Below are 24492 nucleotides of genomic sequence, written 5' to 3'. Positions count from 1 at the left end.
GCCCCCTCCCGCGCCCCCGCCAATGCAGTTCAGCCCATGCGCACCAGCACCGCCGCCAAATCCGCCATATCGGTTAGGGGTTGCGTTCGTCGAGGTTCCCCCGACGGAGCCGGCGTTAAAGCCCAAGGCGACGGTGAAGTTACTCGAGGGAACCGGAAGTCCGCCATTGGACAAGAAGCCCGCGCCGGGCTCGCCGTAGCCTGTAGTCGCGCCGTTTCCGTTTATCCCGCCCGTACCCGCCTGGGTGTTTTCACTCTTCCCCGGAGGAGATACCCCTCCCGTTGTTGTCGTAACGCCGGCCCCGCCGTTTCCGTAGGCTAGGGACGCGCCGACGTAGTTGGACCCGCCACCGCCTCCCGCGACGACCAGCGGTACGCTGCCGGCTTTCAACACCACGAATGAGCCACCTCCGCCGCCGCCGTCCGTCTGGTACACCCCGTAGAGGGCTTGAGCAGCGATACCGGGCTGCCCGACCACGATTTGCAGGACATCGCCCTGCTGCAGGCCAACTGTGCCGCGCATGATAGCGCCGCCACCGCCGCTGTAGCCGTAGATTGACGCGGACCCACCGCCAGCGCCTGCGGCTGTGATGGTGTAACTTCCTGTCGCTGGTACCGTCCACTCCTGGTAGCCCTGATAGCCACGCATGGCCAGAGACGCCATGATGTTGGGCTGTGAGATGTAGGCGGCCTGACAGGCGGCCAACGTAGGTCCAGTTCTTCCGGTGGTGCCGCAAGTTGTAAAGTTCAGCGTACCGATAGGCGTCACGACCGAGGCTGTCGTAGAAGTGAGTCCGGAGACGGGCACGCGGAAGGTGTACGAAAAAGCCAACAAGGGCAGCCCGAGAAGGGCGACGGCGAGGGCTAATTTTCTGGCCCGGAGCAGGGCAATCGGTTTTTGCATTGAAGAGTCGGCGTATCGTGTTGCCACGTGTAGCGAATAGCGCGACCATCCCGGGAGTTATGGCGGGGAGAGGGCTGACAGTGAAGGCGTCAAGAAACTTCAGGCACGGACTGGCCCACCATCGCCAGTCCGAAGGCCGTGAACCCGTAGATGTTGCGCGTCGTACGGCGAACAAGTCCAAGTTCAGTGAGGCGCCGCATCATCGGTTTCGCGACGTCGTAAGCCTCCCCGTCCTTGGAGGTCTCCCAGAAGCGCTGCAAGGCCGCCATCTCATCGTCCGCGACATGTACGAGTAAGAGCGCCCGTTCCGGCGCTGCCGGAACCGGAGTCGCTTCTGCCTCGGCTAAGGCTGCTTTGGCGATGCGGACCGCGCCCTTGCAACCAGCGGCCAGCAGCTGAGCCGTCGGGATTGCCGGTTCAGCGGCAAACCCTTTTATGTGGTCCTCAATGGCAGCAATTTTTCGCAGAGCGATGACGCTGGACGGGGCGGCCTTGCCACAGGCCGGCGGCGACCCTTCCGTACGCGCGGCGCATACCGGTTCATCGGGGATTCCCAAGTCGCGCGCTAGAGCCTGCGTCGCGAGACCTTCGATAAGCCGAGCGAGCTCGGCACAGTCGCGGCCAGAGAAAAAGGGCTGGCCTTTGTCCAGATACTCGTGCGCGCGCCGCAGTTCGCCTAGCCATTCAGCGACCAGCCCCGGAATGTCGTCGTCCGACCCGACGCTTAATTCGCCGTAGTTCAACGTGCCGGTAGGAACAACGCTAAGCTGGGACAGCACACGAGCTGCGGCACTGAACCCTTCGTAGCCGTAAGCCTTGCGTATCTGCAGGAGGTCGTAGACCGATATTGCAGTCGAGCCTTCCACTTCGGCAACGGTAGCACCGCGTCGAATGAGAAGTTCTTCGGCCTGAGCGTCAATGATGTCGCACATTTCGCCCAACGTCCGGACGTTGAAAGTAGCGCGAAAGTCGCTGTCGGCGGAAGACGATTCGGGATGGCTGGACCGAAATTCCTGAAGGGCGGCGCGCAGTTTGGTCGTGTTAATCATTTACGCCCGCCTGTGGCGTCGGTTTGCATGACTGTCTCAACGCGCGGCCTGGTCTCCTGCCCGTGTTTGGCTCCTTCACGTCCGTGCGATGCGGACAAATGTCGCAGTAGCCGCCGGCACCGCATTTGCCCCCGTCGTCCGCGCACACGCTGCTCGTCAGTGCGAGTTCATTCGAGTCCGGGGACGAGGCGGCGGGCGCTGCTGACCGTAGCGCGGCGTTCCCCGCATTGGCGGACGGGTCTGATAGGCCAGTGGAACCGGTCGCACTGCCAGCCTCAGCCATGCGGGTGTAGATGGCACCCAACGCTGCGACGTACGGCTCGCCCCGGCCAAAGAGCAGGCTCTGAAGGGCCGCGAAGAACCCGAGAATCTCGTGGTGCGTGGTGAATACCTTCGTCGGCAGATGATAGGTGTACTTCTGCGTGTAATCGAAGGAGACTTCTGCACCAGTGTTAAAGAACCTCAGCAGCTTGGCGAGAATGGTCCGCGACTTGTCCGCGCAGCAGGCGGACCCTTCGAACTTCTCGATGAGCCGTCTGAAATGGCTCTCGACGAAAGTAGAGTGCTTGAACAGGAACTGCGCTTCACGGGACAGAGGCAGTTCCCGCTCGAGCAGACCGTCAACCATGTTGGACAACGGATAAAGGAGCGCGAAGTAGAATCCGTCGAGGTCACCTTCTGACACCTTGCCGACGGCGTCCTTAACGACGGGCGTCGCCGCCACAGTATCGAACAGCTGCTCGTTGTCTGCGTGAATCCCGGCCAGCAGGCCTTCCAGCACGTTCTTGATGCCATCTTGCGAGGCCATATCAAATCCCATTACTAAATCGTTGTGTGGTCACTGGGCACAACCAGTACGCAGTGCGGGCCCCCGCCGACGAGCTGGACCGGCTGAGCTTCGTAGCCGAGTATTGCAGCGAGCGCCCGACAAGGGAGTTTCGGTTCGTAGGCCGGCTCGGCTTCGGAGGAAAGTTTCGGTTCCCGGCATTCCGCGTCGACTACTACCCGGAAGACAAGACCCCGGAGCGGGACGCGGCAACCTTGCTCGCCAATACCGCGTTGGAGCCTCTTCGTCGCGAGTACGAGGCACCTACAGCGTAGACCGAGCGAGAGCGAGGGAGAGCACACGGCTGAAAATTCCTTTCTGTCCCGGCGCTTCAAAGGAGGAAGGTTCCTCGCTGCGCGGCGGAATCAAGCTTTGCGGCGTCGAAACGAATACCGGGATAGCCTGGCGGGGATTCGGCTTGCCGGCGAGCGACACTTCCGCGCTCGCGAAGTTATCCTGCAGCCCCTTGAGTGCGTCTGGGTCAATCCATCCCAGCGGCCGGCCCCGGTTCGACTGCCCCTCCAGGTAGGCCGCTGCCCACGTGCGCTGTGCGGTGCGCCTGTCCGACTCGAGGAGGGTGCTCATCCGCACCTGGCGTTCGAACCACACTTCGAAGAGGTGCACGGAGAGCGAGTTATCAGGGCCGTTGTTCATCGAGCCCTTCCTTGGTTGTCGTGGAGGCCGCCGACGGGCGGTCGGCGAGCAGCACCCCGTAGTAGAGCAGCGCGTGGATTTGCTCAATCGGCACGCAGGTCTGCGCGCCTTCTTCCTCGATAAAATCGATTGACCGCGAGTGGCGCTGTGCCACCCGCGCCGCTTCGACCACCTTGGGCCAACTGGCACCGCGAACGAAATCGAGGGCATCTTCCAGGCTCAGAATGTACCGTGACGCCTGGGCCATCTCGTCGTAAGGCGTGCCCTCGCAGTACTCTTGAGCGACCAGGTCGTTCAGTACCACGGCTATCGGCAGTCTGACGCCCGGATGAAGCGGGCTGTTGATGTACTCGAGGGTCTGCGGCCCGGACGGCGTGCGCCGTTGCAGCTGCTCGGAGTAGAGCGCACGCCACCGGTGTGGAGCGTTCTCGGGGTGGGCCTTGTCTGCAACGCGCAGGTCATTGGCCAAACCGCCGTAATCGGGCGGAGCGAGGCGCGAAACGTTCAGCCACGTGACGGGCTCCCCTGTGCGCGACACGACCTCCCACGCGCACGCGCGCGACCCATATCCGGGCAGGGGCATGGCTTGCGCCAGCAGCAAATAGACACGCTCTACCGGCTCCAGTACCTCGAGCTTTCTCAAGCTAATCAGTGCGATATCGCGCGAGTGTGCTTTCGCGATACGCGTGGCTTCGGCAATCGCGTGCCAATCAGCGCCGACCGGGGGCGGAACCGCGTCGGCCGGGCGCTGGACGCAAATACATGCCTTAGCGGCACTGAGGACAAAATTGAGTTCTCCGGGCGGTATGTCGTCCTGCGAGGCCTTTGCCGGGAGGGCACCGACCGCCGCCATTGCCGCATCGATTGCCTCGCGGAACGTCGAACCCGAGTAACCATCACCGTAACGGTCGGTCGACAGCCATACCGTGTACTCGCCGCCAGTCGCGCGGTCAGAGTCGCATTGATGTTCCTCGTAGAAGGACATGCGCAAGGCGTCCTGGCACTTCTCAGAAGCCACGCTGCTGTCACACGGCGCCTCGCTTCGTGTGCCTTTACAAACGTCAATTTCGCTATTCATTTTTGGTTCGCCTTTTCGCATTTCTTGCACGTGACTTTGCTCTGCGGCGTCGCCGCAAGGCGTTCCCAGCCCGCGCGACCCATCTCCGTTCTCGCCTTGGGTTCGTGTCCGCATAGGGAACGACCGTTTTTGACGAGGTGAATCAGGAAGCCTCCGCGCGCACGCGCCAGATACGGCTCAGCCGACGCGCCACTCTGGCTGCGTCGGACGGCCGCGTCGAACAGCCGGGAATCGCCCGCGTAACAGGCGGCGTGCCAAAACTCTCCGCGACCTTCGGCGCCGGTATAGCGCAAGTCGCCCGGAAAGATTGTGTTCTTACACTCGGTACAGGTGAGCATCGCGAAGAACCAAAGAAGTTGTCCGGCAGCCACCAAGGGCCGGTCCGAAATATTATACGGCAATCGTTTACAAAAAGAACGCTCGCTATGCCCGTAAAGTTGTAAAGCCTGACAACATCGTCTTTCCGCTTTGTTCGCATCGACCGTGGTCGTGCATCGCATGCGATGCATCGGGCGTGGGAATGTCGACCGGGCCCGGCGCCGTCAAAACGGGGGCGCGTCTAATTGTTGCGTTATTGTGCCAGGTGTGTTGCGCATGGCATTTGGGCATTGACAGGGGAATTGAGATAAGATGGCCTATCGCTGCAGCCTCACGAAATCTGGCGCGGACGGTTGCAAATCGTTACTGTGTCGTCATGTTCGCCCTGATACCTTTACAAACCGGCTACGCTGCCGCTACTGGAGAGTTGTTTGAAAATCGAACAAATCCGCAAAGATGCCTTTGCGATGCCTGTCCACAATCCTTCCTATCCCCGCCCGCCGTTCCGCTTCCTCAACCGCGAATACCTCATCATCTCCTACGAGACGGAAATCGACGCGCTTCGCGCTGTCGTCCCGGAGCCGCTGACGGTTGCAAGCCCGCTGGTCCATTACGAATTCATCCGCATGCCGGACAGCTCTGGCTTCGGCGATTACACCGAAAGCGGCCAGGTTATTTCGGTGAAGGACGCCGAAGGCAAGGCGGGCAGCTATACGCACGCAATGTACCTCGACGACGAGGGTCCCATTGCTGGCGGCCGCGAGATTTGGGGCTTCCCAAAGAAGCGCGCGAGTCCGAAGCTGCGCATCGACGGCAACGACACGCTGCTCGGAACGCTCGACTACGGCACGCAGCGAATTGCCACCGGCACGATGGGCTATAAGTATCAGCCGCTTGACCTCGAGGTCGAGCGCAAGAAGCTGACGGATACGCCGAACTACCTGTTGAAGGTCATTCCGCACGTCGACGGCTCGGCTCGTGTCTGTGAGCTGGTGCGCTTCTTCCTCCGTGACGTCACCGTGCTCGGCGCATGGGGCGGCCCGGCGGCACTCGAACTGCATCCCCACGCGCTGGCTCCCGTCGCTGACTTGCCTATCCGGAAAATCGTCGGCGCGCGACACGTCATTGCGAACCTGACGCTGGATATCGGCGAGGTTGCATTCGACTATCTGGCGCCGGCGCAGAGTTTGAAGCTCGCTTCGAATCAGTAACATCCTCTAACAGAACAAGGAGAACGCATGTCAGTAAAAGGTAAAGTCGCACTCATCACGGGCGCAGCAAGCGGTATCGGCGAACAGTGCGCGCGCAAGCTCGCGGCGTTGGGCGCGGCGGTGGTCATCGCCGACCTGAACCCCAAGGCCGCTGAGGCCGTGGCCGAAAGCATTCGCAAGGACGGCGGCAAGGCGCTGGCGGTGTCGATGGACGTGACGAGCGAGGACGCGGTCAACGCCGGTATCCAACAGGCCGTCGACCAGCTCGGCAGCATCGACGTGCTGGTGTCGAACGCGGGCATCCAGATTGTCAGCCCGATTGAAGACTATGCGTTCTCGGACTGGAAGAAGATGCTGGCCATCCACCTGGACGGCGCTTTCCTGACGACGAAGGCGGCGGTCAAGCACATGTACGCGGCAGGCAAGGGCGGCTCCATCATCTACATGGGTTCGGTCCACTCGCACGAAGCGTCGAAGCTGAAGTCCGCCTACGTGACGGCCAAGCACGGCCTGTTGGGCCTCGCGCGCGTAGTCGCCAAGGAAGGCGGCCCGCGCGGTGTTCGCGCTAACGTCGTGTGCCCGGGCTTCGTGCGCACGCCGCTCGTCGACAAGCAGATTCCGGAACAGGCGAAAGCGCTTGGCATCTCGGAAGCGGACGTCATCAAGAACGTGATGCTGAAGGAAACGGTCGACGGCGAATTTACGACGGTTGAAGACGTCGCGAACACAGTCGCTTTCCTCGCCGGCTTCGAATCGTCCGCCCTGACGGGTCAGTCCATCATCGTCAGCCACGGCTGGTCGATGCAATAAGGAGCGACCCAGTGCGTCAACATCAAGAAAAACCGAGCACCGAACGCAAGCCTTTCAAGCTTCCCGCCTACGACGAAGTGGCTCTTGTGCTGCAGGGTGGCGGCGCGCTGGGTTCCTATCAGGCTGGCGTCTACGAAGGTCTCGAGGAAGCAGGCATCCATCCGAACTGGATTTCCGGCATTTCCATCGGCGCCCTCAACACGGCCATCATTGCGGGCAACCCGCCCGAGAAGCGCGCCGAGGCCTTGCGCGGTTTCTGGAAGACTATCTGCCAGCCTGCCGACATGCTCGGGTCTCTCGGGGCATGGGCACCTCTAGCGATGGGGCTTACCGACCTGTCGCGGAAATGGTCGAGTCTCTGGGCCGCTGGCCGCGCGCTGACCGAGGGTCAGCAAGGCTTTTTCACGCCGCGCTTCCCGGTGCCGGTTCCCGGCATGGGCAAGCGGTTGCCGCAGGAGGTGAGCTTTTACGACACCCGCGCTCTTCGCGCAACGCTCCTGCAGTTTGCGGATTTCGACCGCATCAACGACGGAGACATCCGGGTCTCGGTTGGCGCAGTCAACGTGCGCACCGGCAACCTCGTGTACTTCGATAACACGAAGATGCGTCTCGAGCCGGAGCACTTCATGGCCTCGGGCGCGCTGCCCCCGGGCTTCCCTGCTGTCGAGATTGACGGCGAATTCTACTGGGACGGCGGGCTGGTCTCGAACACGCCGCTGACGGAAGTTGTCAGTGACCCACAGCACAAAGACACGCTGGTGTTCCAGGTGGACCTATGGAGTTCGAGCGGCGTGTTGCCTGGCGACCTGCTTGACGTTTCTGAGCGGGCAAAAGACATCCAGTACTCGAGCCGCACACGCGCCATCACTGCGATGCTTGGCTCGAACCAGCGTCACGCGCAGCTCATCAAGGAGCTACTGAAGCATCTGCCGGAGGGGTTGCACAATCCCCTTATCCAGGAGGCTCGGGAAGTGGCGGATGGCAGTGCGGTCAATGTCGTGCACCTCATTTACAAAAACAAGGCGTACGAGGGGCATTACAAGGACTACGAGTTCAGCATCGACACGATGGAAGAACACTGGCAGACCGGACTCGACGACATCCGCGCCTCGTTCGGGCACCCGGACTGGTTCGAAATTCCGAGTCACGAGTCGGGCTTTGTAACGCACGACGTACACCGCGCGGGCGACGGGGCCGAGAAGACCCGGCTCACGCCGGCGCTCAAGCCTTTGCATCACCCCCGCAAGCGGACCAAAGTGGCGACAAAGCCAGCACATCTCCCGGCGGTAGCTTCGCAAGACGCGCCGCCTAAGGGGACCGTGCAGGAGACAAAGCGGGAAACGACGGCCAGCTAGCCGTCACGAAACCGGCTAGGGCTACAAAGCATAAAACCTCGTTTGGTCAGGAGACCAAACGAGGTTTTTGTTAAATCAGATTGCTGTGTCCCCCGGGTGTGATGCTCACGTCGGCAGGAATGCTTCACCGCTTGCGGCTAGCTGCAGGCCTCTTTTGAGATTTTCGCACAAACCTTCGAAGCCGTAAGCGACGTGGGTGGCCTTCCTGTGGTGGTACGGGTTGACCTCACCGAAGGTCTTGCCATCGAGCTTTGCCTCCGACTCATAATGCATGTGCCACGGCATCACGTGGACGTCAGGCTGCACGGAGCCGCCATCGAGTTCGACGGTAATTTGCAATCCTCGAGCCGCTGCAACCCTCAGGTGGATTGCTCTTGGACCGGGGTAGTCGCCGCCTTCCTCACGGGTGAAAGTCGCGCCGCACTCTACGATGAGTTGCTCGAGACGTTTCGCCATTTGCTTTCGGTCGGCAGCCGACCGCTCAGACAGTTCCTTTTTGCTCACTTGTGTTTCGCTCCACGTTGGGTTCTGGACAATAAATTTTGCCTACCCGACATATAGCGAAAGCAGGACAGCAGGACAGCAGGACAGCAGGGAAGCGAGGGGCGACTAGAATTCGTCTCGCGGGAACGGTGCGCCGCCTTGGTGGGTCTCGAACCAGGCAAAGGCGTCTTCAGCGCTCAAAAACGTGACCATTTCGCGGACTGCCTTAAGCGTGCGGACCTGTTCTTTGATGTCATCAGGGAGCGTCCCGTACGCATTGAGGACAGCTTTTCCCGCATAGACGTGCTCGTAGGGCTCGCCTTCACGGAACAACGTAACCTTGAAGAATCCTCGCGGAACCGGCTCGTTAATTAGGCTGTCGTCTGCGACCAGCACCTCGACCGAGGTGTCCGGGTCGGAGGCGACGACCCATAAAGTTGAACCGTCGACAAGGTCCGTTCCGATGAGCTCCGCCGCCCGTGCGTAGCCGTCCTGCACGCTGGACACGGTCTTCTTCAGCGGGTCAATCAGAAACGAGACGTCCATGTCACCTCCATTTGCCGGGCGAGTGAGGATGCGAGATGGCCGCCGGGACTTGTGTTTACGCTAGCACATCCTCGGATGCCGCATCTGCCGCCACCGGCGCCGGCCGGCCAGCTCGCTGCAAAAGCAGACGCGCCGCGCGCCGCCAGTACGTGGGGTCTCCGATTATCTCGGCGATAGGCCGGCCATGCGCTTCGACCCGCCGAAAAATCTCGTCAATCTGGGAGTTGGTCAGCGTCCCCCACAGATTCCCATCGGCAGCCAGCCTGTCGGCGACCTCGCGTATGCCCGCGAGACATTTGTGGACCGCGCCATAGGCCGTGAGTCCAGAATATCCGCTGGCGCCGTTACCGTAACCGCGCCCGCCACCGCCAGCACCGCCAGCACCGCCAGCACCGCCAGCGTTACCAATTCCGCCTGAGGCACCCCTTCCGCCGGCGGCACCCCCGCTACCATTGCCGCCATGGCCGCCAGCGCCGCCAGCGCCGCCAGCGATACTCCTGACGCCACCGCCTCCTTGATTGAAACCCGGGCCGGCCGCTCCTCCGCCATCGCACAACTCATCGCGAACGACAGCCCGGCATGCCTCTTCGCATAGCGCTAACAGGGCTTCGGGTTGATACCGTATGGAAGGAGCTGAAAACAACGGCACTCCCAGGCATCTCTGTTCCAGGGTCGCGTCCGCTGCCTCGATGAAGTCGATGTCCTCGTCGTGTTCGTCGGGGTAGCCGGGCAACTGCGTCACGTATGGCGTGACGACAACGAAGTAGTCCGGTGCGGCCGGCGCGCCAACACTTTCCCGCGCCGCCGCCCACACGCGGCGGTATTCCGCGAGGGTCAGAGGGTCCGAGATGCCTTCGCGGTGTGCCCACGCGTCGAAATCGGCGATGACGGTGTTTTGCGCGCTCATACGCGTTTTCCTTTGTTCAGAGACATACGCCGCTCAGGGGCGGGGGTGCCAGACCGGTCGAGGGGCGGACGAACACCGAGCAGACGACGAAAGTCAGCGGCCAGGGTTTGAAGTGTCGTGAGCGTGGCAATCGCGGTGCCGTGGGCCAGCGCACGTTCGCAACGTTGGCGCATCTGCTCCGCCTCGTTACGCCACTCAGCATTGGAACGAATCCCCATCGACCCGGCCAATTGCCGTCCCCGCGCCAAAGCCTGCCCGGCAGTTGAGGGCGCTTCGCTGTCGTCGGCATCGTCACCGCCGGCGGCATGGCGTTCGGCAGCGGGATGCTGCGCGACTTCAGGCTGGGCGGCGCGAAATGAATCGGACGCTGCCAGCGCCCGCGTCAGCTTCTGCCGGGCGCTCGATGGAAAAGGTGTTTCGTCGAGCTGTGTCGATAGCAGGTCTTGCAGCACTGTCCGGAGAAAATCCGCCTCAGCTTGAGGTGAGCACCCCGGAATCTTGGGGATTGTCTGCGCAGCTGCGACAGCGCTTTGGAACTCGCGGCGAAACGCCTCTGTGCCTTCTTCGGTTGCGGGCGCGACTTTCGGGATGAAATAGGGCGTAGGGCGCTTCACTTGGCGGCCTTGGCGGTTGTTTCACTCTTCCGAGCCGCCGTATCCAGCGCGGCAGTAATCGCTTCAGCAATGACCGCACGCAATACCACTTCCTGGTTCATGCGCAGGCCTTGGCTTGCAGCATAGCGTGAAGCAGCCGGATAGCCGATGCTATCGATTTCCGTCGCGCTTAACGTCGGAGAGGCGCTGACCGATGCCGTATCGGCGCGCTCAACGGCGGTAAGGGCAGTAAGGGCGTCGTCTAGCGCTCGTGCTGCCTGCCCGGCGACTGTCGAATCTTCGGCGCCGGCGGAAGACGCGTTGCAGAGGGCGTGCGCGGCTTCAACGACGCGAAGCAACGCGGGCAGAGCGTTGACTGCCGCAATGGCCAACCAGCTGTCGCGCTTGTAGCTGAAACTTGCCCACGTTTTCTCCGGGGCGAGCGGCGGCTCAAATGGCGCGGACTCGCTGGCCGTCGTAATCTGGCCCATCGCGGTGAGCGCTCTGGCCCACTCACCGGGCTTGTGTTCAGCATCTTCAATGGCACGTCGGAGATTTTCGAGCATGAAAAAATGGTCTCTAGAGAAAGGTTGAATCTGACGGTCGTTATCTCGCTAGTCCAGGTTGCCGTCGTCAAATGTTTCGCGCTCGAGCTTCTCCAGCGCGGCATCCATGTCCGCGCCAGTCGGGGTGAATCGCTCGAGCACTTGCCGCTCGACCACTCGATACTCGACGGTTCCGTGGTTTACGAATGACGGGTCGAACGGGTGGCCGAGGCCGAGCTGGGCTGCGAGAAAGCCGTATCCGCCAGATAGCTGCTCGTCCGCCGCCTTCACGCGAGCGTAAAACGCCACCAGGAAGTCACAGTGTTTCTGAGCTTCGTGCGCGTCGCCATATGCGGCGACCTCCCAGCGCTCGGTGCACGCGCGGTTGTCGAACGAGCTTTCAGACGAGCCTTCGACGACAAAGACCGTCGTGCTTTCGGGTCGGCGCTCGTTCCAGGCTTCGATGGCACCGTCGGCCCAATCCTTCACATCTCGGTAGCCCGTCCGCACCTCGGGACCTCGACCGCAACAGACGAGAGCGCCCCATTTGTGCCCATCCACCAACTGGAAGGACTCTCGCTTTGTGACGTCCGGCACAACGTGGCACCACGGGCATTTCCGCGCAGCGACCTTCGGAGCGAGTGGGGTGACAGGATTCTCAGCCATTTGCGGACGGCTCCTCGACACAGCGAACCACGTTCTTGCCGTTCTCCGGTTGGTCCCGCGCCACGCGCGCCGCGCGCACAAGCCCTTTGCCAATTTCACGCCCGAGCTCGTTGAGTCCGGCGAAGAGTGCCGCTCCGATTACCACAGCAGACCAAAATCCCATCTCGATACCCTGTATAAAACGCAACTAACCGTCGGCCCGCCCAGCGTCCACGTTCGGACGCCGGTGCCCGATTTACGCCAAACTCAAGTACGGCAGGACCTGCCCTAGGGCCGGATACTGATGAAGATGAAGCTCCGACAGGTCGCCACCGTGAGCCTCGTGCAGGTCCCGAAAATCCGCGTCAACGGCAAACGTGTCACGCAGCCGCCGCGCGAACCAACCGTGCCGGCGGTCGTCTACTGGGAAAGGATTCTCGTGCTGCCCGCTCGCGAATGCGTAAGAGACCCGCTTTTCCACATCCGCTTTTGCGGCACGATAGCGATGAGTCGAGGGAGACATAAAAGATTGTTCCTTTATCGGCGAGCGGCACTGCCTGATACAGCTGCTTCACCGACCGATTTGTAAATTTAAAGACTGTCAGTTCGCCGGCGGTATGCGCTTGGTAATCGTTTGCACGCAATTTTCATATGCCTCATACGCCGCATCGCTCAGCCCGCCGATTCCCGCGATAACTGGTTTCGGCCCTGATGGAGTATCGATAATACCCATGCCGCATACCGCCATGGCGCGGCGCTCGGGCGAATCGAGCGTCGCGTGCGACTGAACGTTGATGGTGCACGCAGCCGTGAGTAATGCGAGAAGGGTGACGAACAGGTAGCGCAGGGGAGTACCTCAACAATAGGGTTTCGCTGATAGCGGACACTTGTTTATTTGGCCGGCCCCCGCGTTTTTCCGAGGAGCAGCGGGGTTCAGGTGGCCGCTGTTGCGACCTCTCGCTGTCGTTGAATCTCGCGCTCCAATCGGGCTACCTTGCGTTTGTAGCCCTTTTGCATCTGCGCGCACTGCATCTCGAGGCCTCTGATTCGCTCCCGCTGCAACTCGATGACCGCATCAGCATTGCCGAGCGCGGAGGAATGGACCGAATGCAGGCCCGTTTTCACGGAGAAGAACGTGTTGCGAAGGCACGTCTGCTCGGCCGAGGCCGTCTGGCTCCGGTGCATCCAGTCCCACAACTCTTCCTTTGACATCTTCTCGACGCCCGAAGGCATCGGCGCCAGCACGCGCTTTTCCTCGCTCACGACGGCACCTTTTCGGCGGGGTGAGCGGGCAACAGGTGTTCCCTGATTACGCGCGCGGCCCAGCGGGCACCTTGTTCCCATGCCTCGCCCACGGGAGCGCCCGGTTGGGGCCGCGTGCTGCAGAAGCTGATGCGCGACTCAATGAAGTCGGAGGCGAGCACCGTAATCATGCGTTGGACGACCGGCGGCACTCCCGGTTCGCCGTCGACGTTCTCAGTCCCGTCGTCCACCTCCTCGCAAACCTGGTCGAGCATCCGGAGCGCATCGAGCAGTTCGTCGCGGGAAGCGGTAATGCCTGGATTGCCGCCAGCGGCCTCCCACGCGTGTTGGACCGCGACCACCTCCGGCTTTGCGTCGACATAGGCATAGACGCCGGCGTCCCGCAGCGCCTGGATTTCCTGAATCGCGGCACCGATTGCTTCGAGCGCAGGACCCGGTCGCTCGCGGTGAAAAGCAAAGTACAGCTTGTCGAGCACGACAGCTGCGGGGTCGGCGGCGCGCTCGGCGTCCGCCGGCTCGATGATATGGTCAACTCCGAGCACTTCTGTGCTTGGCGCCTGCTCGACGAAAGCCGTATCTAACAGGTGCATAGCTACTTCCGGTATCCGCGTACCGGCGTGCATGCGCTGGGCTGCCTCGTGAAGGTTTTCGTCGGCCATGAATTTAATTTGAAAAGTAGGGTGGAGCGAAAAGGTCGATTCGCGATTTTACATGCGCAGCCACGCCTTTACAATAAAGAAAAAGCAGGTAGTCGCCGTCCGCCCGGTCGTTTACAATTGAAACCGACTGAGACGCCGCCTGGCGTCACTGTTGGACCCCCGGCCATAACTCAATCTTCTTAAGGTGCCTCGCATGCCAAAAAACCAATCTGTCGGCATCCCGCTTACCCCGCGCCAGCTGAACATGGTGGACGAGTTGCTGACGGCCGGGCTTACGAGCATGGCTGCAAATCTGCGCGGCGCGACGGACGAGCGAGAAATCGCTTTTTACGAGAAGCAGTCGGCGGCCTATACGGAATTCCGTGAAATGCTCCGTAGCGTGGCAGAGAAGGGGAGTGCTGGGCCAGCTCAAAAAGTCCGGGTTTCGGTCGAGCAGTACCTTACCGTCAGCGCGGCAGTGGGAGCGCGCAACCGGGCCCAGGTGCTTGCAATTCACGAACTGCCTACGGGCATGGAGCGCGCCCGACGTCTCGTTGCCTTCGACGAATGGGCGCAGCTAGCGGAGGCCGTTGCCAGAGTCGACCCGCGCAGACTGGATACCTCCCAGGACGCTGCACCGGAGGACGAAGAAGAGGACGAGGACGCGGACGAGGACCAGCAAGGGTGAGGTCGACCGGTTGCACGTCGCCCGCGAGTGGCCTCCCGGGTCTCTCGCCGCGAAGGTCGCTCAGGGGCGCGGGTTACCGGCGCGCGAGGTGACCTCAGTCAGGCGCTCAAAGGCCGGAAGGCCGTTGTTAGTCCTTCGAAGCGGGGAGGAAGCCTGGACTCCGACAGAATTGTTTTTGGCCGGAGCTTTCCCGCGTGACAGTTATCGAAAAAAACACTTTAGAGGGATATGCATGTCTGAAATCAAACCGTCGCTCGCCGCTACCGCAGAGCTGTCAGACGAGCAGGTGGGTCTGGTCAGCAGTATGTTTGGGCCACAGCAGTTCGTCGACTACGACAAGTTCGCGCAGTTGTGCTTCGCCGACCGGTTGCCGAGGATTAAGGCTGAGCTGCTCGAGTGCAATGAGACGCTCGCCGAAGAAATCGACGCGTTGCAGACACAAGACGACGTGCGGGCATTCGCCAATCGGAAAGACGTGGAACTGACTCAGAATGCGGTAACCGCTGCGGTTCAGGGCGGCCGGCCATATCGAATCGACCGCGTGCAGGCGTTGTCGGGGAGCCTGACGCTGAACTGGTCAGCCATTGGTCATGGTTTTGGCCAGCTCGTATTCTATGTGGGCGAGGACGGAAAACTGCATGCCGATTCAGAGTGCATGGGCCGGCATTACTTGCGGTCTGTTCTGTTGCGCATGGCGGATGAGCTGGTTATCGACTAAGTTGTGGCGCCTCCGGGTGCGACTGAGCGCACGCTTTGCGGCTGCACCCAGAGGAATTCCCACCCGGTCGGCCTCAAGCGGGTATTGCGGCCTATTAGCTGTTCTCGCGCCGTGACCTGCGGGCGAAGACAATCCTCCGGCAACGGTCGCGCGGAGGATTGAAAAATCATCGGTAGGGTACTCGATGCTGCGTGACCTGCGCTACGACGCCCAACTTCTTTTCTGCCCATTCCCGTTTATCGCGTTGAGGAATCTGCAGCCGGACCGAAGCACCGGTTGCTAATACGAACTCACGCAACGTCTCGAGCGCCCCTGTGAAGATAAGCAGGCCAAGTCCGTTCAACGCCCCGTGAATCCCTACGCGGGTGTTGGCATTCGCGGTCTCCGCCAGTTTCGCCAGGAAGAGTGCAAAGGCAAACACCTTCTGTTCGCTGGAACTCGCCGCATAGAGAGGAACACCCCGCCGGTCATAGATTCGTCCGATATTGATGCCATCAGCGTCCCAGAAGATACGGTGCTCAGGACCCAGCACGCGAAGCACAATCGAATCGACGCGTCTACGCAGCGCCGCGCACGACGTGCTTGTGAGCAAAGCCGCGTCAGGCTCCGCCTCTGAGCTGCGTAACGTTAACAGGTCGGTCACCGGCGGCGCGTCTTCGGCGAGGTCCACCAGTTCTGCCACTGTATCGAAGGTCGGCCGGCCCAACTCGGCTTGCTCCTCGGCACAAATCGGGAACGGATTTGCAAGCATGCCCAATGCCTGGTCGAGCGTAAGCACCATCTTGCGCGCACAACGCTCATCCTGCTCCACGAAGCTCCTGCGCCCGATTTCGAGTTCGTGCTTCAGATACGATTCGGACCCAATCACAAAGAGGGAGAGTTCTTTGCGTGGTTGCTGGCCCTCATGCTCCGAAAAGAGCTCGTACTCGTACTCGCGGAATTCCCTCTTGAAGTCTCGTTTTGTCGAACGCAATCTTTCCAGCTCGTATTCATCCAGTCCGTCTTCGTTTTTCGGGTGCTGTTCCAACGAGAACAGGAAGGTAGCCGACGCGAAGTACGCGAAGCCATAAGACTTATCGCCAACCGACAGCTCGAGACGCAGGCAATCCTTGACTCGGGTTGTCGGGTGCCCCTGTTTTTGAAGAGCGGTTTGTATCTCGGCGAGCGCCGCATCGTTTGCGCTCTGATAGTCCGTAACGGATATTTCCATGTTTTGTTCGTCCATATTGTGGGCCTATCCCGGTATAGCCCCGGCCGGCTCGATGTGCCCGCGCATTTGCCCTTAATATTCGATTGAGCGAGCGAGGCGAACCGGAAGCGTAAGAAAGCGTGCTCAAAAGAAAAGGCCCGCGCAGTTGCGCAGGCCTCTTGAATTACTTCGGTGTTTTCAGAACTCGCTCAAGCTCCTCGGGTGTGACGCCGACGAGTGCCATCCGGCGGCACACCTCTATGTAGCGCGGATGCACGCCCATGGACTCGTACCCTCTATTCTGGATGGCGTGAAACGCGGTGTAAGCCCAGTCGAAGAATTCGACGTCCAGCTTTCCTTCCACTTTGCGAATACAGGCAGCACGCGGTTCTTCGTTCTTCGTGTCGGTCAGGCAGTAGAAAATGCCCACCACTTCACCGGCAGCGTTCTGGAAGAATGCGTAGTACCGTTGCAACGCGAGAAGCCACGGAGTGTCCGCCGGTGCCTCAAGCATGCATTCGGACAACACACTGCGGCCCGTCACGGGAAAACCCTTCGCTTCAAGAGCGCGGCACTTATCCGCCAGCGCCAACGCATCACGCCTGCTCTCTTCGACGCTGTCGTGGGAGTAGTGCTCGATGGAAACGCCTTTCCAGTACACGTAGCCCTCGTGGTCCTTCGTCATGTGCTCGATGCCGTGAAACCAGCGCACACGTGTGAAGTACTCGCCGGACACAACGTCAGCGTACAGCTTTTCGAACGCGGCGACGCCGGCTTCGTTGAGCTGTTCATTCACCGCGAGCTGGACCAGAGACAGGTCGTTCGGGGTGAGGTTGTCGCCGTCATCGCTCAGTTCAAGGATTTCGATGGACTTGTCTGCAAAATCGGTCATGTTGTTTTCCTCAAAAAATGGTTGGTCCTCCTTGGTCTAGCTACCGCCGGTGCCTACACGTTTCAAGGTCTAGCAGAGAACCTGCCGCTCACCGCCATTCTGGCGACGGTGAAGTCCTGCTTGTAGTGCACCTAGGCTAACGCCATTCATGCCAACCCCTGTAATTCGGGCAAGGCCGGCAATGTGAGCACCGGGGAATCTTGCCCGGAAACAGAGGAAACCATGCAACAAGATATCGAAAACGCCAAGACTCAAGCCCGCAAGCTTCGTGAGTATCTCATCTCGAAGGGAGTGGAACTGGGTCACAGCGAAGCACTCGAGGCTGTCTCCGCGATGGACGGCGCAGCTGACTGGAATACACGCGCCGCCGCGCTCGTTGCAGCACCGCAGAAGGACGAGCTGTTTTGTCCTTACTGTGGCGTACGTGGAAAGGTCCGCGACGTCGGCTGCGCGTTCGTCGAGCAAGGCTCCTCGATTGGTGACGGGTACCTGTTCGAGGGAAACGCTGACCACTTCCGCTGTACTGGCTGTGGCGGGCAGTTCTTGCGATGGCAACCGGACGAGCTGGCCACCAAGTGCAGCGACCTCCTGGTCTTCGTCTACGAAGAGCCGGAGCACGAAGGGGTGTGGCACGCGTTCAGTGTCGAGTTCGGGGAAGTCGCCGCTGCACTGGGCGCACGAACGCTGAAGCAACTCGAGGTGGCGCTGCGCCAGGTCAGCGATTTGGAGCTGTTCCGTCTTCGGGATGTCGTCGACTCTGACTACATCAACGACTTGGGATTTGAGGCTGCGAGCTCCGACGAAGCACAGCGCAAAGTCGAAGCTGCCGGTGTAAAAGGCATCACGCGACTTCTAAAGCTGTAACTGCGTTGACATAATTTGATTTGCCGGCTCCCCTTGATTCAAGTGGGAGCCGTCTTTTTACAAAAACGTGGCTGCCATCTGACAAGAGCATCCCCGCGAATAACTGGAAAGTAAGGCCCATGGCAAAGAACTTGATAACAACCGGGTCGGCATGCACCCTCGAGCACCGCAGCATCGAAGGGTCGGGCGCGCCGGCCGACAAGCTCACCCGCGAGGACGCGAAGCGCTTGCCGCTGTCGATTCTTTACGGCAGCACCGGCGTTGACCGTTTTGGTCGATTCGCTGACACGGCTCAGTCTTCGACGTCGCGTTCGATGAATTGCCTTCGCGCATCTCTCGCCGCGTGCGCGGCGCTGTTCATGCTGTCCGCCAACGCGTTCGGGCAGGTCCCTGATTTCAAGGGCGCTCCATGCCTGAACGGGGTTTGCCTCGGTGCCACTCTCGCGGACACGTCGACAAAGACTGCATGGACCTTTCCTCCCCACGAGTCGCTGACGCAGGGGCCAGACGCTTACCGCATGCTGCCTGCGGTTCTAGAGCCCCAGAAAAGTGAGATTGCGGCGGCAGGAGTCGCGCAGCCAACGGACGGCGACGGACTTTTGGTCGATAAAGGCGCTTTTCCTTCGCTGCGTCGCGCGCGCTTTTGTGGCTTGCAGCGCTTTACCCTTGGGTTTGCCTTAGGCGCCGGAGGGCAGGGTGCGGCGACGTTTGCTCCGATGGCGGACGCGTCGGGTTATGTGACGCTGCGCGTTGAGGCAGTCACTGCCCGTTGGCCGAGGAACCTGCCGGCCCCTGAACGAACCAGCAGACAGCAAGGGTTCGCCAGCCAGTTTGGCCGCTATGCCGACGGGCGGGACGCAGGCTACCTGGCGACGCTCGATAACGGTTACGCGTTGGGGATATCGCTGCAACTACGGAGCCGCGCCGCCGCCGAGCAATCCGCGAATGCCGTCTTCGCGAGGTCGAAAGAATGTGGGGCGGCGCGCGACAAAGTCTTCGTCGAGCTCCGATAGCCTCCGCTGGCCGGCTCCGCACCTGTCAAAGGTGCGGAAAATGCCTAAAACACCCGCGCTATATGGAGGTAATCCTTGGAGTTAAATTATAATCTGCGACTTAATAAGCGACGGGGGATAGAATGAACTTGAAAGACTTCAAAGACCAAATTCAACCGGCAACCGATTGGTTCTTCGACCCAACCAACGAGGAGACCGAAACCGGCGTTGACGGGCAAGACATTCGTGTCACGACGGGCTACCAGACGGGGGATAATACGCCCTCGAAGGTGCACAGCGACTGGTTCAAGACGCTGAAAGCTGACCTGGAAGCGGGCAAGATTAGCCTCGGAACGGTGTGTACAGACTCTAAGGGGTTTGCCAAGTTGCGCGCTGCCGCAGAGAAGGGACTTGTTGAACAATTTCAACAGCGCAAAAAGCCGACGGCTAAGCTGATTTCGCTCCATTCCACACGTCGGCTTGTAAATCTTTCGCTTAAATCCCTGCGCACGTGGGATGTCGGAGGCCGTCCGCTCGCCGACGCCATTTATAAGTTCGGGCACTCTGCGCTTAATGAGCCGGTCGTCGACCTCGCTGAGAAATTGATTCCCGCAAATGGTGATAACGGATTTGTGTACAACATCAGCGGTAATGACACTGATGCGCAAGCCGCCCAGAAATATGACGCCGCCCAGCAAACAATCCGAACGTTTTGCGAAGCACACGGGACGACGCCGGTTATTTTTGACATCATCGCGCGGTCCGAGCATCTCAAGAAAGCCTAAGCGGCTGGCGCTTCGCCGGGTGCGCCCCGCCGGCGAGCGCCCCTTGTCACCCGCCTAGTGTTCGTCACGCGTCGAGTCCTGCGGACAGCGGCGGTCTCCCAGAGCGGCGGCCGCATCGAGCATTGTTTGCCACTGGTCTTGCGTCACGGCGTCAAACCACGTGTTGTGCTCTGCTCCTTGCAGCGCCACGAAGTGCGGATGCTGCAGGGTTGCCGCCAGTGCCTTAGCGTGATGTATGGGTATCAGCTGGTCGCGCTCCGCGCCAACGACGAATACCGGACCTGGATAGCTGCGCAGTGCCTCGGCTGAGTCGTAGTCGCGGTGGAGCAATAGCGAAACAGGTACGGCTGACAACTTCTCCTGAGCAACTGAACTCAGCGAGTCCCACGGCGTGAACAAGAGCAACCCAGACACGGCGGCTCCTTGCTGCCGCGTTACTTGAGCCGCGACGCCTGCACCGAGCGATTCGCCCGCGAGCACGAAAGGCCCTGTCCACTGCCGGCGAGCCGCGCCGAAAGCGTCTTGAGACGCTGCCATCAGGCTGGCCATCGATACCGGCCCGGCCCGCATCCCGAACCCCGGATATTCCACCAACACGGCTCGATAACCGTGATGGACAATCTCCGCTCCTACAGCAATGCGGCCTTCCGCGTCTCCGGCGTTCCCGTGGAAAAACAGTACCGTCCCGCGCACTGGACCGGCTTTCGGCTCCAGCACGTAGCCGACGGTATCGGACCCGGTTGGCCGCCACTCGGAAATCTGAAACCGGGGGTCGTTGTCGGCCGGTCGTGACGGGGCGTGAGACGGATGCAACAGCAGGCGTTCCTGTGCGAGATACAGGCCCGCGAGTGAGACGCAATATATGAGGAGAATGCCTCGCCCGAAGCGGACGAGCGACTGGCGAAGGCTAGCGGAAGGGTTGGTCATGGTGAGAAGGAGGCGTGAGCCTAAGTATAGGGCTGGGCGTGGCGACCGACCGCCAGCGTTCAATGTCCCCAGCCATGGCGGGGAGCAAAAGAGAAGGGCGGAAGCCTTTCGGTATCCCGCCCTGTTGCCCCGAGCCGCGATTGTCTTCTTAAAGGCACCCGCCGAGTCGTCACGTTAGTGGAGGACGGCTCCCAGTAGCGCCGCCGGCACCGCGCCGAGAATCACGAACAGAACCGTCGTCGTGAGAATCTTTGCCCAATAGTGCGCAATTGGCTCGCCAATCGCTTCCTCGACGAGCAATGCACCGCGCAGGAAAAGGCGGGTATTGTGGAAGGCGAGTCGGCATACAACAGGCATAAGTGCGAGCACCGCGATAACTGCGATAGTCCATGACTTCAGGGCGAATGCCATGACGATGGAAACGGCCATCCAGAGCCCGAACACCACGAGGAGACCCAGGACGGCACTCATGTCTTTTGTCTGCGCGACAAGCCTCACGTCGGCAGACTTTCGGTAGCTGAAATAGAACCAGACGTAGGGCACGAGGCTGGCAAGCGCATACGCGAAGAACAGGGAGTGATTACCAGACATCGCGTTAAGGCTGACTTTACTACGCAAAAGGCCCCCCGCCAAAAGCGTGAAACATACTGAGGACAACGCAAGGTCCGTCAAAGCGACCCCTGCCTCACCCGTGCGTACGGCTTTCCTGCGAACGAGCGAATAGACGAAGAGGCCCGAGTTTAGAAAGCCGATAACGCCAAGCACCGCCATCACACCCAGCGATTTGAGGGAGGGAGAAGGGTATTCCGGCGTGCGCAAGGAGACCCAGGCCTTACGGGAGCCGTACATCGCAGCACAGAAAACAGGAATAGAGGAGAGGGCGACGAACGCCGCGATTTTCAGGATTTCGACAAGAGCTGACATCAGATAGTCCGAAGGGGTGGGGAGGCAGCGACGCGACAGCGGGTCGCCCACCTCGTACCTTCGGTGTAGCCACAACAGGGGAACGCGCCGCCGGCGCACCGCCTGTGACAACCGGTCTCAGCGTGCTTTGTTCAAGGCGGTGGAAAGGCAGGACTGGTACAATTGCTGTTCACAGTGATTTTGTTGTTCCATCTTTGCCGCATGCCTTCAAAGAACGTTGTCGACATGTATTTCCGGTTCCTGAATCTGGCGCAGGCCGTTCAGGGGTTGCCCTCGATTCCAAAACTGGACGCGGCCGAGACGCGCCTGCTAGAGGCGCTCACTGCAGCGTGGCATGCAGGCTCCGCGTTCACGGTGACCGAAGCGATGGGACTGTCTGCCGCCGGGGCACCGGCGACAATCCACAGAAAGCTTACGCGGCTGAAACAGCAGGGACTCGTCACGCTTCAGGAAGCGAGCAGTGACCAGCGCATCAAAACTGTGGTCCCGACGCCGAAGGCTGTCGACTATTTTGAAAAAATGGCCGACTGCCTCGCAAGCGCTACGAAGAGGTGACCGCTTCGCCGGCCCCGCTCAGGCTTATGGACGCGCGAAGGCTGACGAGAGGCCACGCGCGTCAAGTGCCCGAGTAATCATGCCGATGGTCGAGAAATCGACGGGATAACCTATCAGTGCCCGGCGCACCGTCGTCACACTCACGGGGTGCGCTCCGTACTGTCAGGCTTCCCAAAGGTGTCTCGATGAGCCTGAGTCGGCTCTAAGTAACCGGTATCTTCAGCGAGTTCTTCGCGGGCGTTGTCAAGACATGGAATGTCAGTGCGTACAGCACTTGCGCCCGGCAACTCAACGACCATCCCCTCCTCATTGGCCACCAGGGCTATTCCGAAAATCGCGTGGCATTTGGATACCGCGCCGCGTCATTTCGCTTTCTCGATGGTCGGATACGTCGCTTCTAGCTTCGCTTGGTCAGCCACGTAACCAGCCAGCTGACTCCGAATCTCCGCAAGTTCTCTTTCAGCCTTTGCGAGATAGTCGCTGGTGTGTTCGATGGCGCGTGCAGCGCTGCGTTTGGCCCATGCAACAACCTTATCTTTGTCGGCAGAGAAGCTGTACCGGTACATCATGCAGCCATCGTGAGTGACATTTGGCCAGCCAGGCTCCTCGCATTGCTTTTCGATGATGTCACCGTTTTCGTAGGTGTAAACAGCAAGCGAGGTCGTAAACGTATCCGGCGTTTCGATGAGCTTTACGATATCGTCCGGCTTGGCTTCCAGCAGACCCGGGTAGTTGTCCCGTAAGAAATTGCGGAAAGTCGGGTTTTCGTGTACCTCGCCCGTCCTTGGGTTGATGGTCACAATATTGTGGACATACGAAGAGCCAATACAGATTCCATCGCTTGTAACCTGAACATAGTGTTTGATGCCAAACATCTCTTTCAAGACTTTCCAGCCCATTCCAATCTCCTTGCGGCAGTACAGCATTGCTGCGGTTATCAGTTCATTTCCCACGACAACCGGATGGCCCGTTTTTTTGAACCAGCGGTTTTCGCGGCGGCCCTGTAGACCCCAACGGACCCTATGCCCGATTTGGATACGGCAGTCCCAGCCGCCGCGTCGCTCCTTTCGCGGCAAACCAGCGTGCCTCTTTTACATGTTCCGGCCGTAGCTCCCAAAACGTCGCCTGAATGCAGCTGTGGTCGGGCCGAAACTCAAGCATTGCCGGCATGAGCGCCGGATTGAAAATCGCGTCCCAGCTTTGGGTCAACTCACGATGGAGGTCCGCGTCAGGCAGCGGGTGATGCCTGATAGACGAGAGTCCTCTAGCCGCACATTTGACATCAAACGCGTCCTGGTCTGGCTCTCGCCCCAGGTAAGAATAGTTGAGCGGGAAGTGCCACGCGTCGAAGCAAGAGAGCAGAACCTCGGAGTCCGGGACCTCGAGTGTCAGGAGAACCTGCGGCCTGCCCGCTGCCCACTCGCGCATCGACGCAAACCGAAGGTCCGGTTTTCTTTTCTGCGGCCCCCACCACGTATGCCACGCCCAGACCGGGTAGGTGACGCCCTTCGGCCGGGGCGAGCAGCGCCCGTCCATCTGCTCCACTAGCCAGTCGTAGGCGAACCGCTCCCGACCGATATAATCGGCCTCAAAAGGGAGGGCGCGATAGGACTTGCCCGCACAGAGCAGGTCATAGACGGGCTCAGGCTGGATTGAGTGAAGCAACATTGCATTCCTTGATGGTTACAGCGCAGCCACGCATTTTACAATAAACACACTGCGGCAAAAGAATGAAAATTTATTGTAAAATGTAAAGCCATCGAACGAGCCCGAACATGACACTGAACACGCCGCGACCGCTGCTGGACAAATCAAAACTGCAAGTTAGCGCGCGGCTTTGCCATGCGCGGCTGGGTCGCGTCTTTTTCACGGACGAGTGCCTGATGCTCGAAAAGCTGCGGGGACGGCGGGATACCCTTTTTGTGGAATTCGACGGGGACGTTCGGGAAGTCACTCTCGAACTCGTCCACGAAGCCCCCTCGAGTCAGTAATAGCAGAGCAAGAAATGATGCTTACCCCTTTCGGCGCTGCCTCGCGGGCGGCGCGTATCCATAAAAACCTGCTCCTCGGCCAGATGGCGACCGCGCTTGGCCTGACGGCCGCGCAACTGACCGCCGGCGCGCAAGCCTGACCG

Annotated in this window: 32 protein-coding genes; 11 read left to right on the top strand and 21 right to left on the bottom strand. The window is 60.5% G+C overall.

Features of this window, described 5'->3' with window-relative positions; all coding sequences use genetic code 11:
- From F6X40_RS27595 to F6X40_RS27570, 6 genes are all read right to left on the bottom strand, one after another.
- A partial coding sequence (locus F6X40_RS27595) for a hypothetical protein (protein WP_222946181.1) occupies nt 1–903 on the bottom strand: 903 nt, incomplete at its 3' end.
- A gap of 89 nt (nt 904–992) precedes the next feature.
- Entirely contained in the window at nt 993–1952 is a 960-nt protein-coding gene (locus F6X40_RS27590; protein WP_187629987.1) for a hypothetical protein, read from the bottom strand.
- The gene (locus tag F6X40_RS27585) at nt 1945–2772 is read right to left on the bottom strand and encodes a hypothetical protein (protein ID WP_187629986.1); all 828 of its coding nucleotides are present in this window, start codon (nt 2770–2772) and stop codon (nt 1945–1947) included. Before F6X40_RS27585 ends, F6X40_RS27590 begins: the two co-directional genes overlap by 8 nt.
- 270 nt (nt 2773–3042) lie before the next feature.
- The gene (locus F6X40_RS27580; protein WP_187629985.1) at nt 3043–3432 is read right to left on the bottom strand and encodes a hypothetical protein; all 390 of its coding nucleotides are present in this window, start codon (nt 3430–3432) and stop codon (nt 3043–3045) included.
- Nucleotides 3416–4417 carry a hypothetical protein gene (locus F6X40_RS27575; RefSeq protein WP_187629984.1) on the bottom strand — a complete coding sequence of 334 codons (1002 nt, stop codon included), beginning with the start codon at nt 4415–4417 and terminating at the stop codon, nt 3416–3418. Before F6X40_RS27575 ends, F6X40_RS27580 begins: the two co-directional genes overlap by 17 nt.
- Before the next feature lie 89 nt (nt 4418–4506).
- Nucleotides 4507–5010 carry a hypothetical protein gene (locus F6X40_RS27570; RefSeq protein ID WP_187629983.1) on the bottom strand — a complete coding sequence of 168 codons (504 nt, stop codon included), beginning with the start codon at nt 5008–5010 and terminating at the stop codon, nt 4507–4509.
- A gap of 249 nt (nt 5011–5259) precedes the next feature.
- On the opposite strand from F6X40_RS27570, the gene F6X40_RS27565 reads away from it, so the two are divergent.
- The 3 genes from F6X40_RS27565 to F6X40_RS27555 are packed head-to-tail and all read left to right on the top strand — an operon-like array spanning nt 5260 to nt 8204.
- Nucleotides 5260–6039: an acetoacetate decarboxylase gene (locus F6X40_RS27565; protein WP_187629982.1), complete on the top strand. Its 780-nt coding sequence runs from the start codon at nt 5260–5262 to the stop codon at nt 6037–6039.
- A 27-nt stretch (nt 6040–6066) separates the two neighbouring features.
- Nucleotides 6067–6849, top strand: coding sequence for a 3-hydroxybutyrate dehydrogenase (locus F6X40_RS27560; protein WP_187629981.1), 783 nt, complete (start codon nt 6067–6069; stop codon nt 6847–6849).
- Nucleotides 6850–6860: 11 nt separating this feature from the next.
- Nucleotides 6861–8204 (top strand): DUF3734 domain-containing protein, encoded by a 1344-nt coding sequence (locus tag F6X40_RS27555; RefSeq protein WP_187629980.1) that lies wholly within the window; start codon nt 6861–6863, stop codon nt 8202–8204.
- Between the two features lie 105 nt (nt 8205–8309).
- Here F6X40_RS27555 and F6X40_RS27550 read toward each other — a convergent pair whose 3' ends face one another.
- The 9 genes from F6X40_RS27550 to F6X40_RS27510 form a co-directional block, all read right to left on the bottom strand.
- Entirely contained in the window at nt 8310–8708 is a 399-nt protein-coding gene (locus F6X40_RS27550; RefSeq protein WP_187629979.1) for a hypothetical protein, read from the bottom strand.
- A 105-nt stretch (nt 8709–8813) separates the two neighbouring features.
- Complete coding sequence (locus tag F6X40_RS27545; RefSeq protein ID WP_187629978.1) at nt 8814–9233, bottom strand: hypothetical protein; 420 nt, start codon at nt 9231–9233, stop codon at nt 8814–8816.
- A gap of 55 nt (nt 9234–9288) precedes the next feature.
- Nucleotides 9289–10140 carry a hypothetical protein gene (locus F6X40_RS27540; protein ID WP_187629977.1) on the bottom strand — a complete coding sequence of 284 codons (852 nt, stop codon included), beginning with the start codon at nt 10138–10140 and terminating at the stop codon, nt 9289–9291.
- Nucleotides 10137–10754 (bottom strand): hypothetical protein, encoded by a 618-nt coding sequence (locus tag F6X40_RS27535; RefSeq protein ID WP_187629976.1) that lies wholly within the window; start codon nt 10752–10754, stop codon nt 10137–10139. Before F6X40_RS27535 ends, F6X40_RS27540 begins: the two co-directional genes overlap by 4 nt.
- Entirely contained in the window at nt 10751–11299 is a 549-nt protein-coding gene (locus tag F6X40_RS27530; RefSeq protein ID WP_187629975.1) for a hypothetical protein, read from the bottom strand. Before F6X40_RS27530 ends, F6X40_RS27535 begins: the two co-directional genes overlap by 4 nt.
- 48 nt (nt 11300–11347) lie before the next feature.
- Nucleotides 11348–11944, bottom strand: a complete 597-nt coding sequence (locus F6X40_RS27525; RefSeq protein ID WP_187629974.1) for a hypothetical protein — start codon at nt 11942–11944, stop codon at nt 11348–11350.
- A gap of 235 nt (nt 11945–12179) precedes the next feature.
- On the bottom strand, nt 12180–12446 hold the full coding sequence (locus tag F6X40_RS27520) for a hypothetical protein (RefSeq protein WP_187629973.1): 267 nt from the start codon (nt 12444–12446) through the stop codon (nt 12180–12182).
- Nucleotides 12447–12856: 410 nt separating this feature from the next.
- Nucleotides 12857–13186: a hypothetical protein gene (locus F6X40_RS27515; protein WP_187629972.1), complete on the bottom strand. Its 330-nt coding sequence runs from the start codon at nt 13184–13186 to the stop codon at nt 12857–12859.
- Nucleotides 13183–13845, bottom strand: a complete 663-nt coding sequence (locus F6X40_RS27510; protein WP_187629971.1) for a hypothetical protein — start codon at nt 13843–13845, stop codon at nt 13183–13185. The genes F6X40_RS27515 and F6X40_RS27510 overlap by 4 nt, the downstream gene beginning before the upstream one ends.
- A 193-nt stretch (nt 13846–14038) precedes the next feature.
- Here F6X40_RS27510 and F6X40_RS27505 point away from each other — a divergent pair, with 193 nt between their 5' ends.
- Nucleotides 14039–14512, top strand: coding sequence for a hypothetical protein (locus tag F6X40_RS27505; protein ID WP_187629970.1), 474 nt, complete (start codon nt 14039–14041; stop codon nt 14510–14512).
- A 232-nt stretch (nt 14513–14744) separates the two neighbouring features.
- On the top strand, nt 14745–15230 hold the full coding sequence (locus F6X40_RS27500) for a hypothetical protein (protein ID WP_187629969.1): 486 nt from the start codon (nt 14745–14747) through the stop codon (nt 15228–15230).
- Between the two features lie 166 nt (nt 15231–15396).
- Here F6X40_RS27500 and F6X40_RS27495 read toward each other — a convergent pair whose 3' ends face one another.
- Nucleotides 15397–16455, bottom strand: coding sequence for a hypothetical protein (locus F6X40_RS27495; protein WP_187629968.1), 1059 nt, complete (start codon nt 16453–16455; stop codon nt 15397–15399).
- A gap of 148 nt (nt 16456–16603) precedes the next feature.
- Nucleotides 16604–17311, bottom strand: coding sequence for a hypothetical protein (locus tag F6X40_RS27490; RefSeq protein WP_187629967.1), 708 nt, complete (start codon nt 17309–17311; stop codon nt 16604–16606).
- A 222-nt stretch (nt 17312–17533) separates the two neighbouring features.
- On the opposite strand from F6X40_RS27490, the gene F6X40_RS27485 reads away from it, so the two are divergent.
- The 3 genes from F6X40_RS27485 to F6X40_RS27475 all read left to right on the top strand — a co-directional run bounded on the left by F6X40_RS27485 (nt 17534) and on the right by F6X40_RS27475 (nt 19952).
- Nucleotides 17534–18175, top strand: a complete 642-nt coding sequence (locus F6X40_RS27485) for a glyoxalase superfamily protein (RefSeq protein WP_187629966.1) — start codon at nt 17534–17536, stop codon at nt 18173–18175.
- 119 nt (nt 18176–18294) lie between these two features.
- The gene (locus tag F6X40_RS27480) at nt 18295–19188 is read left to right on the top strand and encodes a hypothetical protein (protein ID WP_187629965.1); all 894 of its coding nucleotides are present in this window, start codon (nt 18295–18297) and stop codon (nt 19186–19188) included.
- Between the two features lie 122 nt (nt 19189–19310).
- A complete protein-coding gene (locus F6X40_RS27475; RefSeq protein ID WP_187629964.1) occupies nt 19311–19952 on the top strand; it encodes a hypothetical protein in 642 nt (213 codons plus the stop codon).
- Nucleotides 19953–20006: 54 nt separating this feature from the next.
- On the opposite strand, the gene F6X40_RS27470 is transcribed toward F6X40_RS27475, so the two are convergent.
- Together F6X40_RS27470 and F6X40_RS27465 are read right to left on the bottom strand one after the other, a co-directional pair.
- Nucleotides 20007–20879, bottom strand: a complete 873-nt coding sequence (locus tag F6X40_RS27470; protein WP_187629963.1) for an alpha/beta hydrolase — start codon at nt 20877–20879, stop codon at nt 20007–20009.
- A gap of 174 nt (nt 20880–21053) precedes the next feature.
- Entirely contained in the window at nt 21054–21803 is a 750-nt protein-coding gene (locus F6X40_RS27465) for a hypothetical protein (protein ID WP_187629962.1), read from the bottom strand.
- Nucleotides 21804–21965: 162 nt separating this feature from the next.
- Here F6X40_RS27465 and F6X40_RS27460 point away from each other — a divergent pair, with 162 nt between their 5' ends.
- The gene (locus tag F6X40_RS27460; RefSeq protein ID WP_187629961.1) at nt 21966–22358 is read left to right on the top strand and encodes a winged helix-turn-helix domain-containing protein; all 393 of its coding nucleotides are present in this window, start codon (nt 21966–21968) and stop codon (nt 22356–22358) included.
- Between the two features lie 362 nt (nt 22359–22720).
- Here F6X40_RS27460 and F6X40_RS27455 read toward each other — a convergent pair whose 3' ends face one another.
- Complete coding sequence (locus tag F6X40_RS27455; RefSeq protein ID WP_187629960.1) at nt 22721–23257, bottom strand: hypothetical protein; 537 nt, start codon at nt 23255–23257, stop codon at nt 22721–22723.
- 121 nt (nt 23258–23378) lie between these two features.
- The gene (locus tag F6X40_RS27450; RefSeq protein WP_187629959.1) at nt 23379–24026 is read right to left on the bottom strand and encodes a DUF3841 domain-containing protein; all 648 of its coding nucleotides are present in this window, start codon (nt 24024–24026) and stop codon (nt 23379–23381) included.
- 107 nt (nt 24027–24133) lie between these two features.
- On the opposite strand from F6X40_RS27450, the gene F6X40_RS27445 reads away from it, so the two are divergent.
- Nucleotides 24134–24349: a hypothetical protein gene (locus F6X40_RS27445; RefSeq protein ID WP_187629958.1), complete on the top strand. Its 216-nt coding sequence runs from the start codon at nt 24134–24136 to the stop codon at nt 24347–24349.
- Nucleotides 24350–24363: 14 nt separating this feature from the next.
- Nucleotides 24364–24489, top strand: coding sequence for a hypothetical protein (locus F6X40_RS42635; RefSeq protein WP_262421561.1), 126 nt, complete (start codon nt 24364–24366; stop codon nt 24487–24489).
- Nucleotides 24490–24492 lie beyond the last annotated feature (3 nt).

Origin of the sequence: Paraburkholderia sp. UCT31 (assembly GCF_014397655.1) — a bacterium.
GTDB classification, from domain to species: domain Bacteria; phylum Pseudomonadota; class Gammaproteobacteria; order Burkholderiales; family Burkholderiaceae; genus Paraburkholderia; species Paraburkholderia tuberum.
Note: the sequence above shows the minus strand (reverse complement) of the source record. Positions and strands in the feature narration are given on the sequence as shown.

Coding starts and splice junctions, on each gene's coding strand:
- F6X40_RS27590 (WP_187629987.1), bottom strand. CDS start 1,952: ATGATTAACACGACCAAACTGCGCGCCGCCCTTCAGGAATTTCGGTCC.
- F6X40_RS27585 (WP_187629986.1), bottom strand. CDS start 2,772: ATGGGATTTGATATGGCCTCGCAAGATGGCATCAAGAACGTGCTGGAA.
- F6X40_RS27580 (WP_187629985.1), bottom strand. CDS start 3,432: ATGAACAACGGCCCTGATAACTCGCTCTCCGTGCACCTCTTCGAAGTG.
- F6X40_RS27575 (WP_187629984.1), bottom strand. CDS start 4,417: ATGTCCTTCTACGAGGAACATCAATGCGACTCTGACCGCGCGACTGGC.
- F6X40_RS27570 (WP_187629983.1), bottom strand. CDS start 5,010: ATGCGATGCACGACCACGGTCGATGCGAACAAAGCGGAAAGACGATGT.
- F6X40_RS27560 (WP_187629981.1), top strand. CDS start 6,067: ATGTCAGTAAAAGGTAAAGTCGCACTCATCACGGGCGCAGCAAGCGGT.
- F6X40_RS27545 (WP_187629978.1), bottom strand. CDS start 9,233: ATGGACGTCTCGTTTCTGATTGACCCGCTGAAGAAGACCGTGTCCAGC.
- F6X40_RS27540 (WP_187629977.1), bottom strand. CDS start 10,140: ATGAGCGCGCAAAACACCGTCATCGCCGATTTCGACGCGTGGGCACAC.
- F6X40_RS27530 (WP_187629975.1), bottom strand. CDS start 11,299: ATGCTCGAAAATCTCCGACGTGCCATTGAAGATGCTGAACACAAGCCC.
- F6X40_RS27525 (WP_187629974.1), bottom strand. CDS start 11,944: ATGGCTGAGAATCCTGTCACCCCACTCGCTCCGAAGGTCGCTGCGCGG.
- F6X40_RS27520 (WP_187629973.1), bottom strand. CDS start 12,446: ATGTCTCCCTCGACTCATCGCTATCGTGCCGCAAAAGCGGATGTGGAA.
- F6X40_RS27510 (WP_187629971.1), bottom strand. CDS start 13,845: ATGGCCGACGAAAACCTTCACGAGGCAGCCCAGCGCATGCACGCCGGT.
- F6X40_RS27505 (WP_187629970.1), top strand. CDS start 14,039: ATGCCAAAAAACCAATCTGTCGGCATCCCGCTTACCCCGCGCCAGCTG.
- F6X40_RS27500 (WP_187629969.1), top strand. CDS start 14,745: ATGTCTGAAATCAAACCGTCGCTCGCCGCTACCGCAGAGCTGTCAGAC.
- F6X40_RS27495 (WP_187629968.1), bottom strand. CDS start 16,455: ATGGACGAACAAAACATGGAAATATCCGTTACGGACTATCAGAGCGCA.
- F6X40_RS27490 (WP_187629967.1), bottom strand. CDS start 17,311: ATGACCGATTTTGCAGACAAGTCCATCGAAATCCTTGAACTGAGCGAT.
- F6X40_RS27485 (WP_187629966.1), top strand. CDS start 17,534: ATGCAACAAGATATCGAAAACGCCAAGACTCAAGCCCGCAAGCTTCGT.
- F6X40_RS27480 (WP_187629965.1), top strand. CDS start 18,295: ATGGCAAAGAACTTGATAACAACCGGGTCGGCATGCACCCTCGAGCAC.
- F6X40_RS27475 (WP_187629964.1), top strand. CDS start 19,311: ATGAACTTGAAAGACTTCAAAGACCAAATTCAACCGGCAACCGATTGG.
- F6X40_RS27470 (WP_187629963.1), bottom strand. CDS start 20,879: ATGACCAACCCTTCCGCTAGCCTTCGCCAGTCGCTCGTCCGCTTCGGG.
- F6X40_RS27465 (WP_187629962.1), bottom strand. CDS start 21,803: ATGTCAGCTCTTGTCGAAATCCTGAAAATCGCGGCGTTCGTCGCCCTC.
- F6X40_RS27455 (WP_187629960.1), bottom strand. CDS start 23,257: ATGGGCTGGAAAGTCTTGAAAGAGATGTTTGGCATCAAACACTATGTT.
- F6X40_RS27450 (WP_187629959.1), bottom strand. CDS start 24,026: ATGTTGCTTCACTCAATCCAGCCTGAGCCCGTCTATGACCTGCTCTGT.
- F6X40_RS27445 (WP_187629958.1), top strand. CDS start 24,134: ATGACACTGAACACGCCGCGACCGCTGCTGGACAAATCAAAACTGCAA.
- F6X40_RS42635 (WP_262421561.1), top strand. CDS start 24,364: ATGATGCTTACCCCTTTCGGCGCTGCCTCGCGGGCGGCGCGTATCCAT.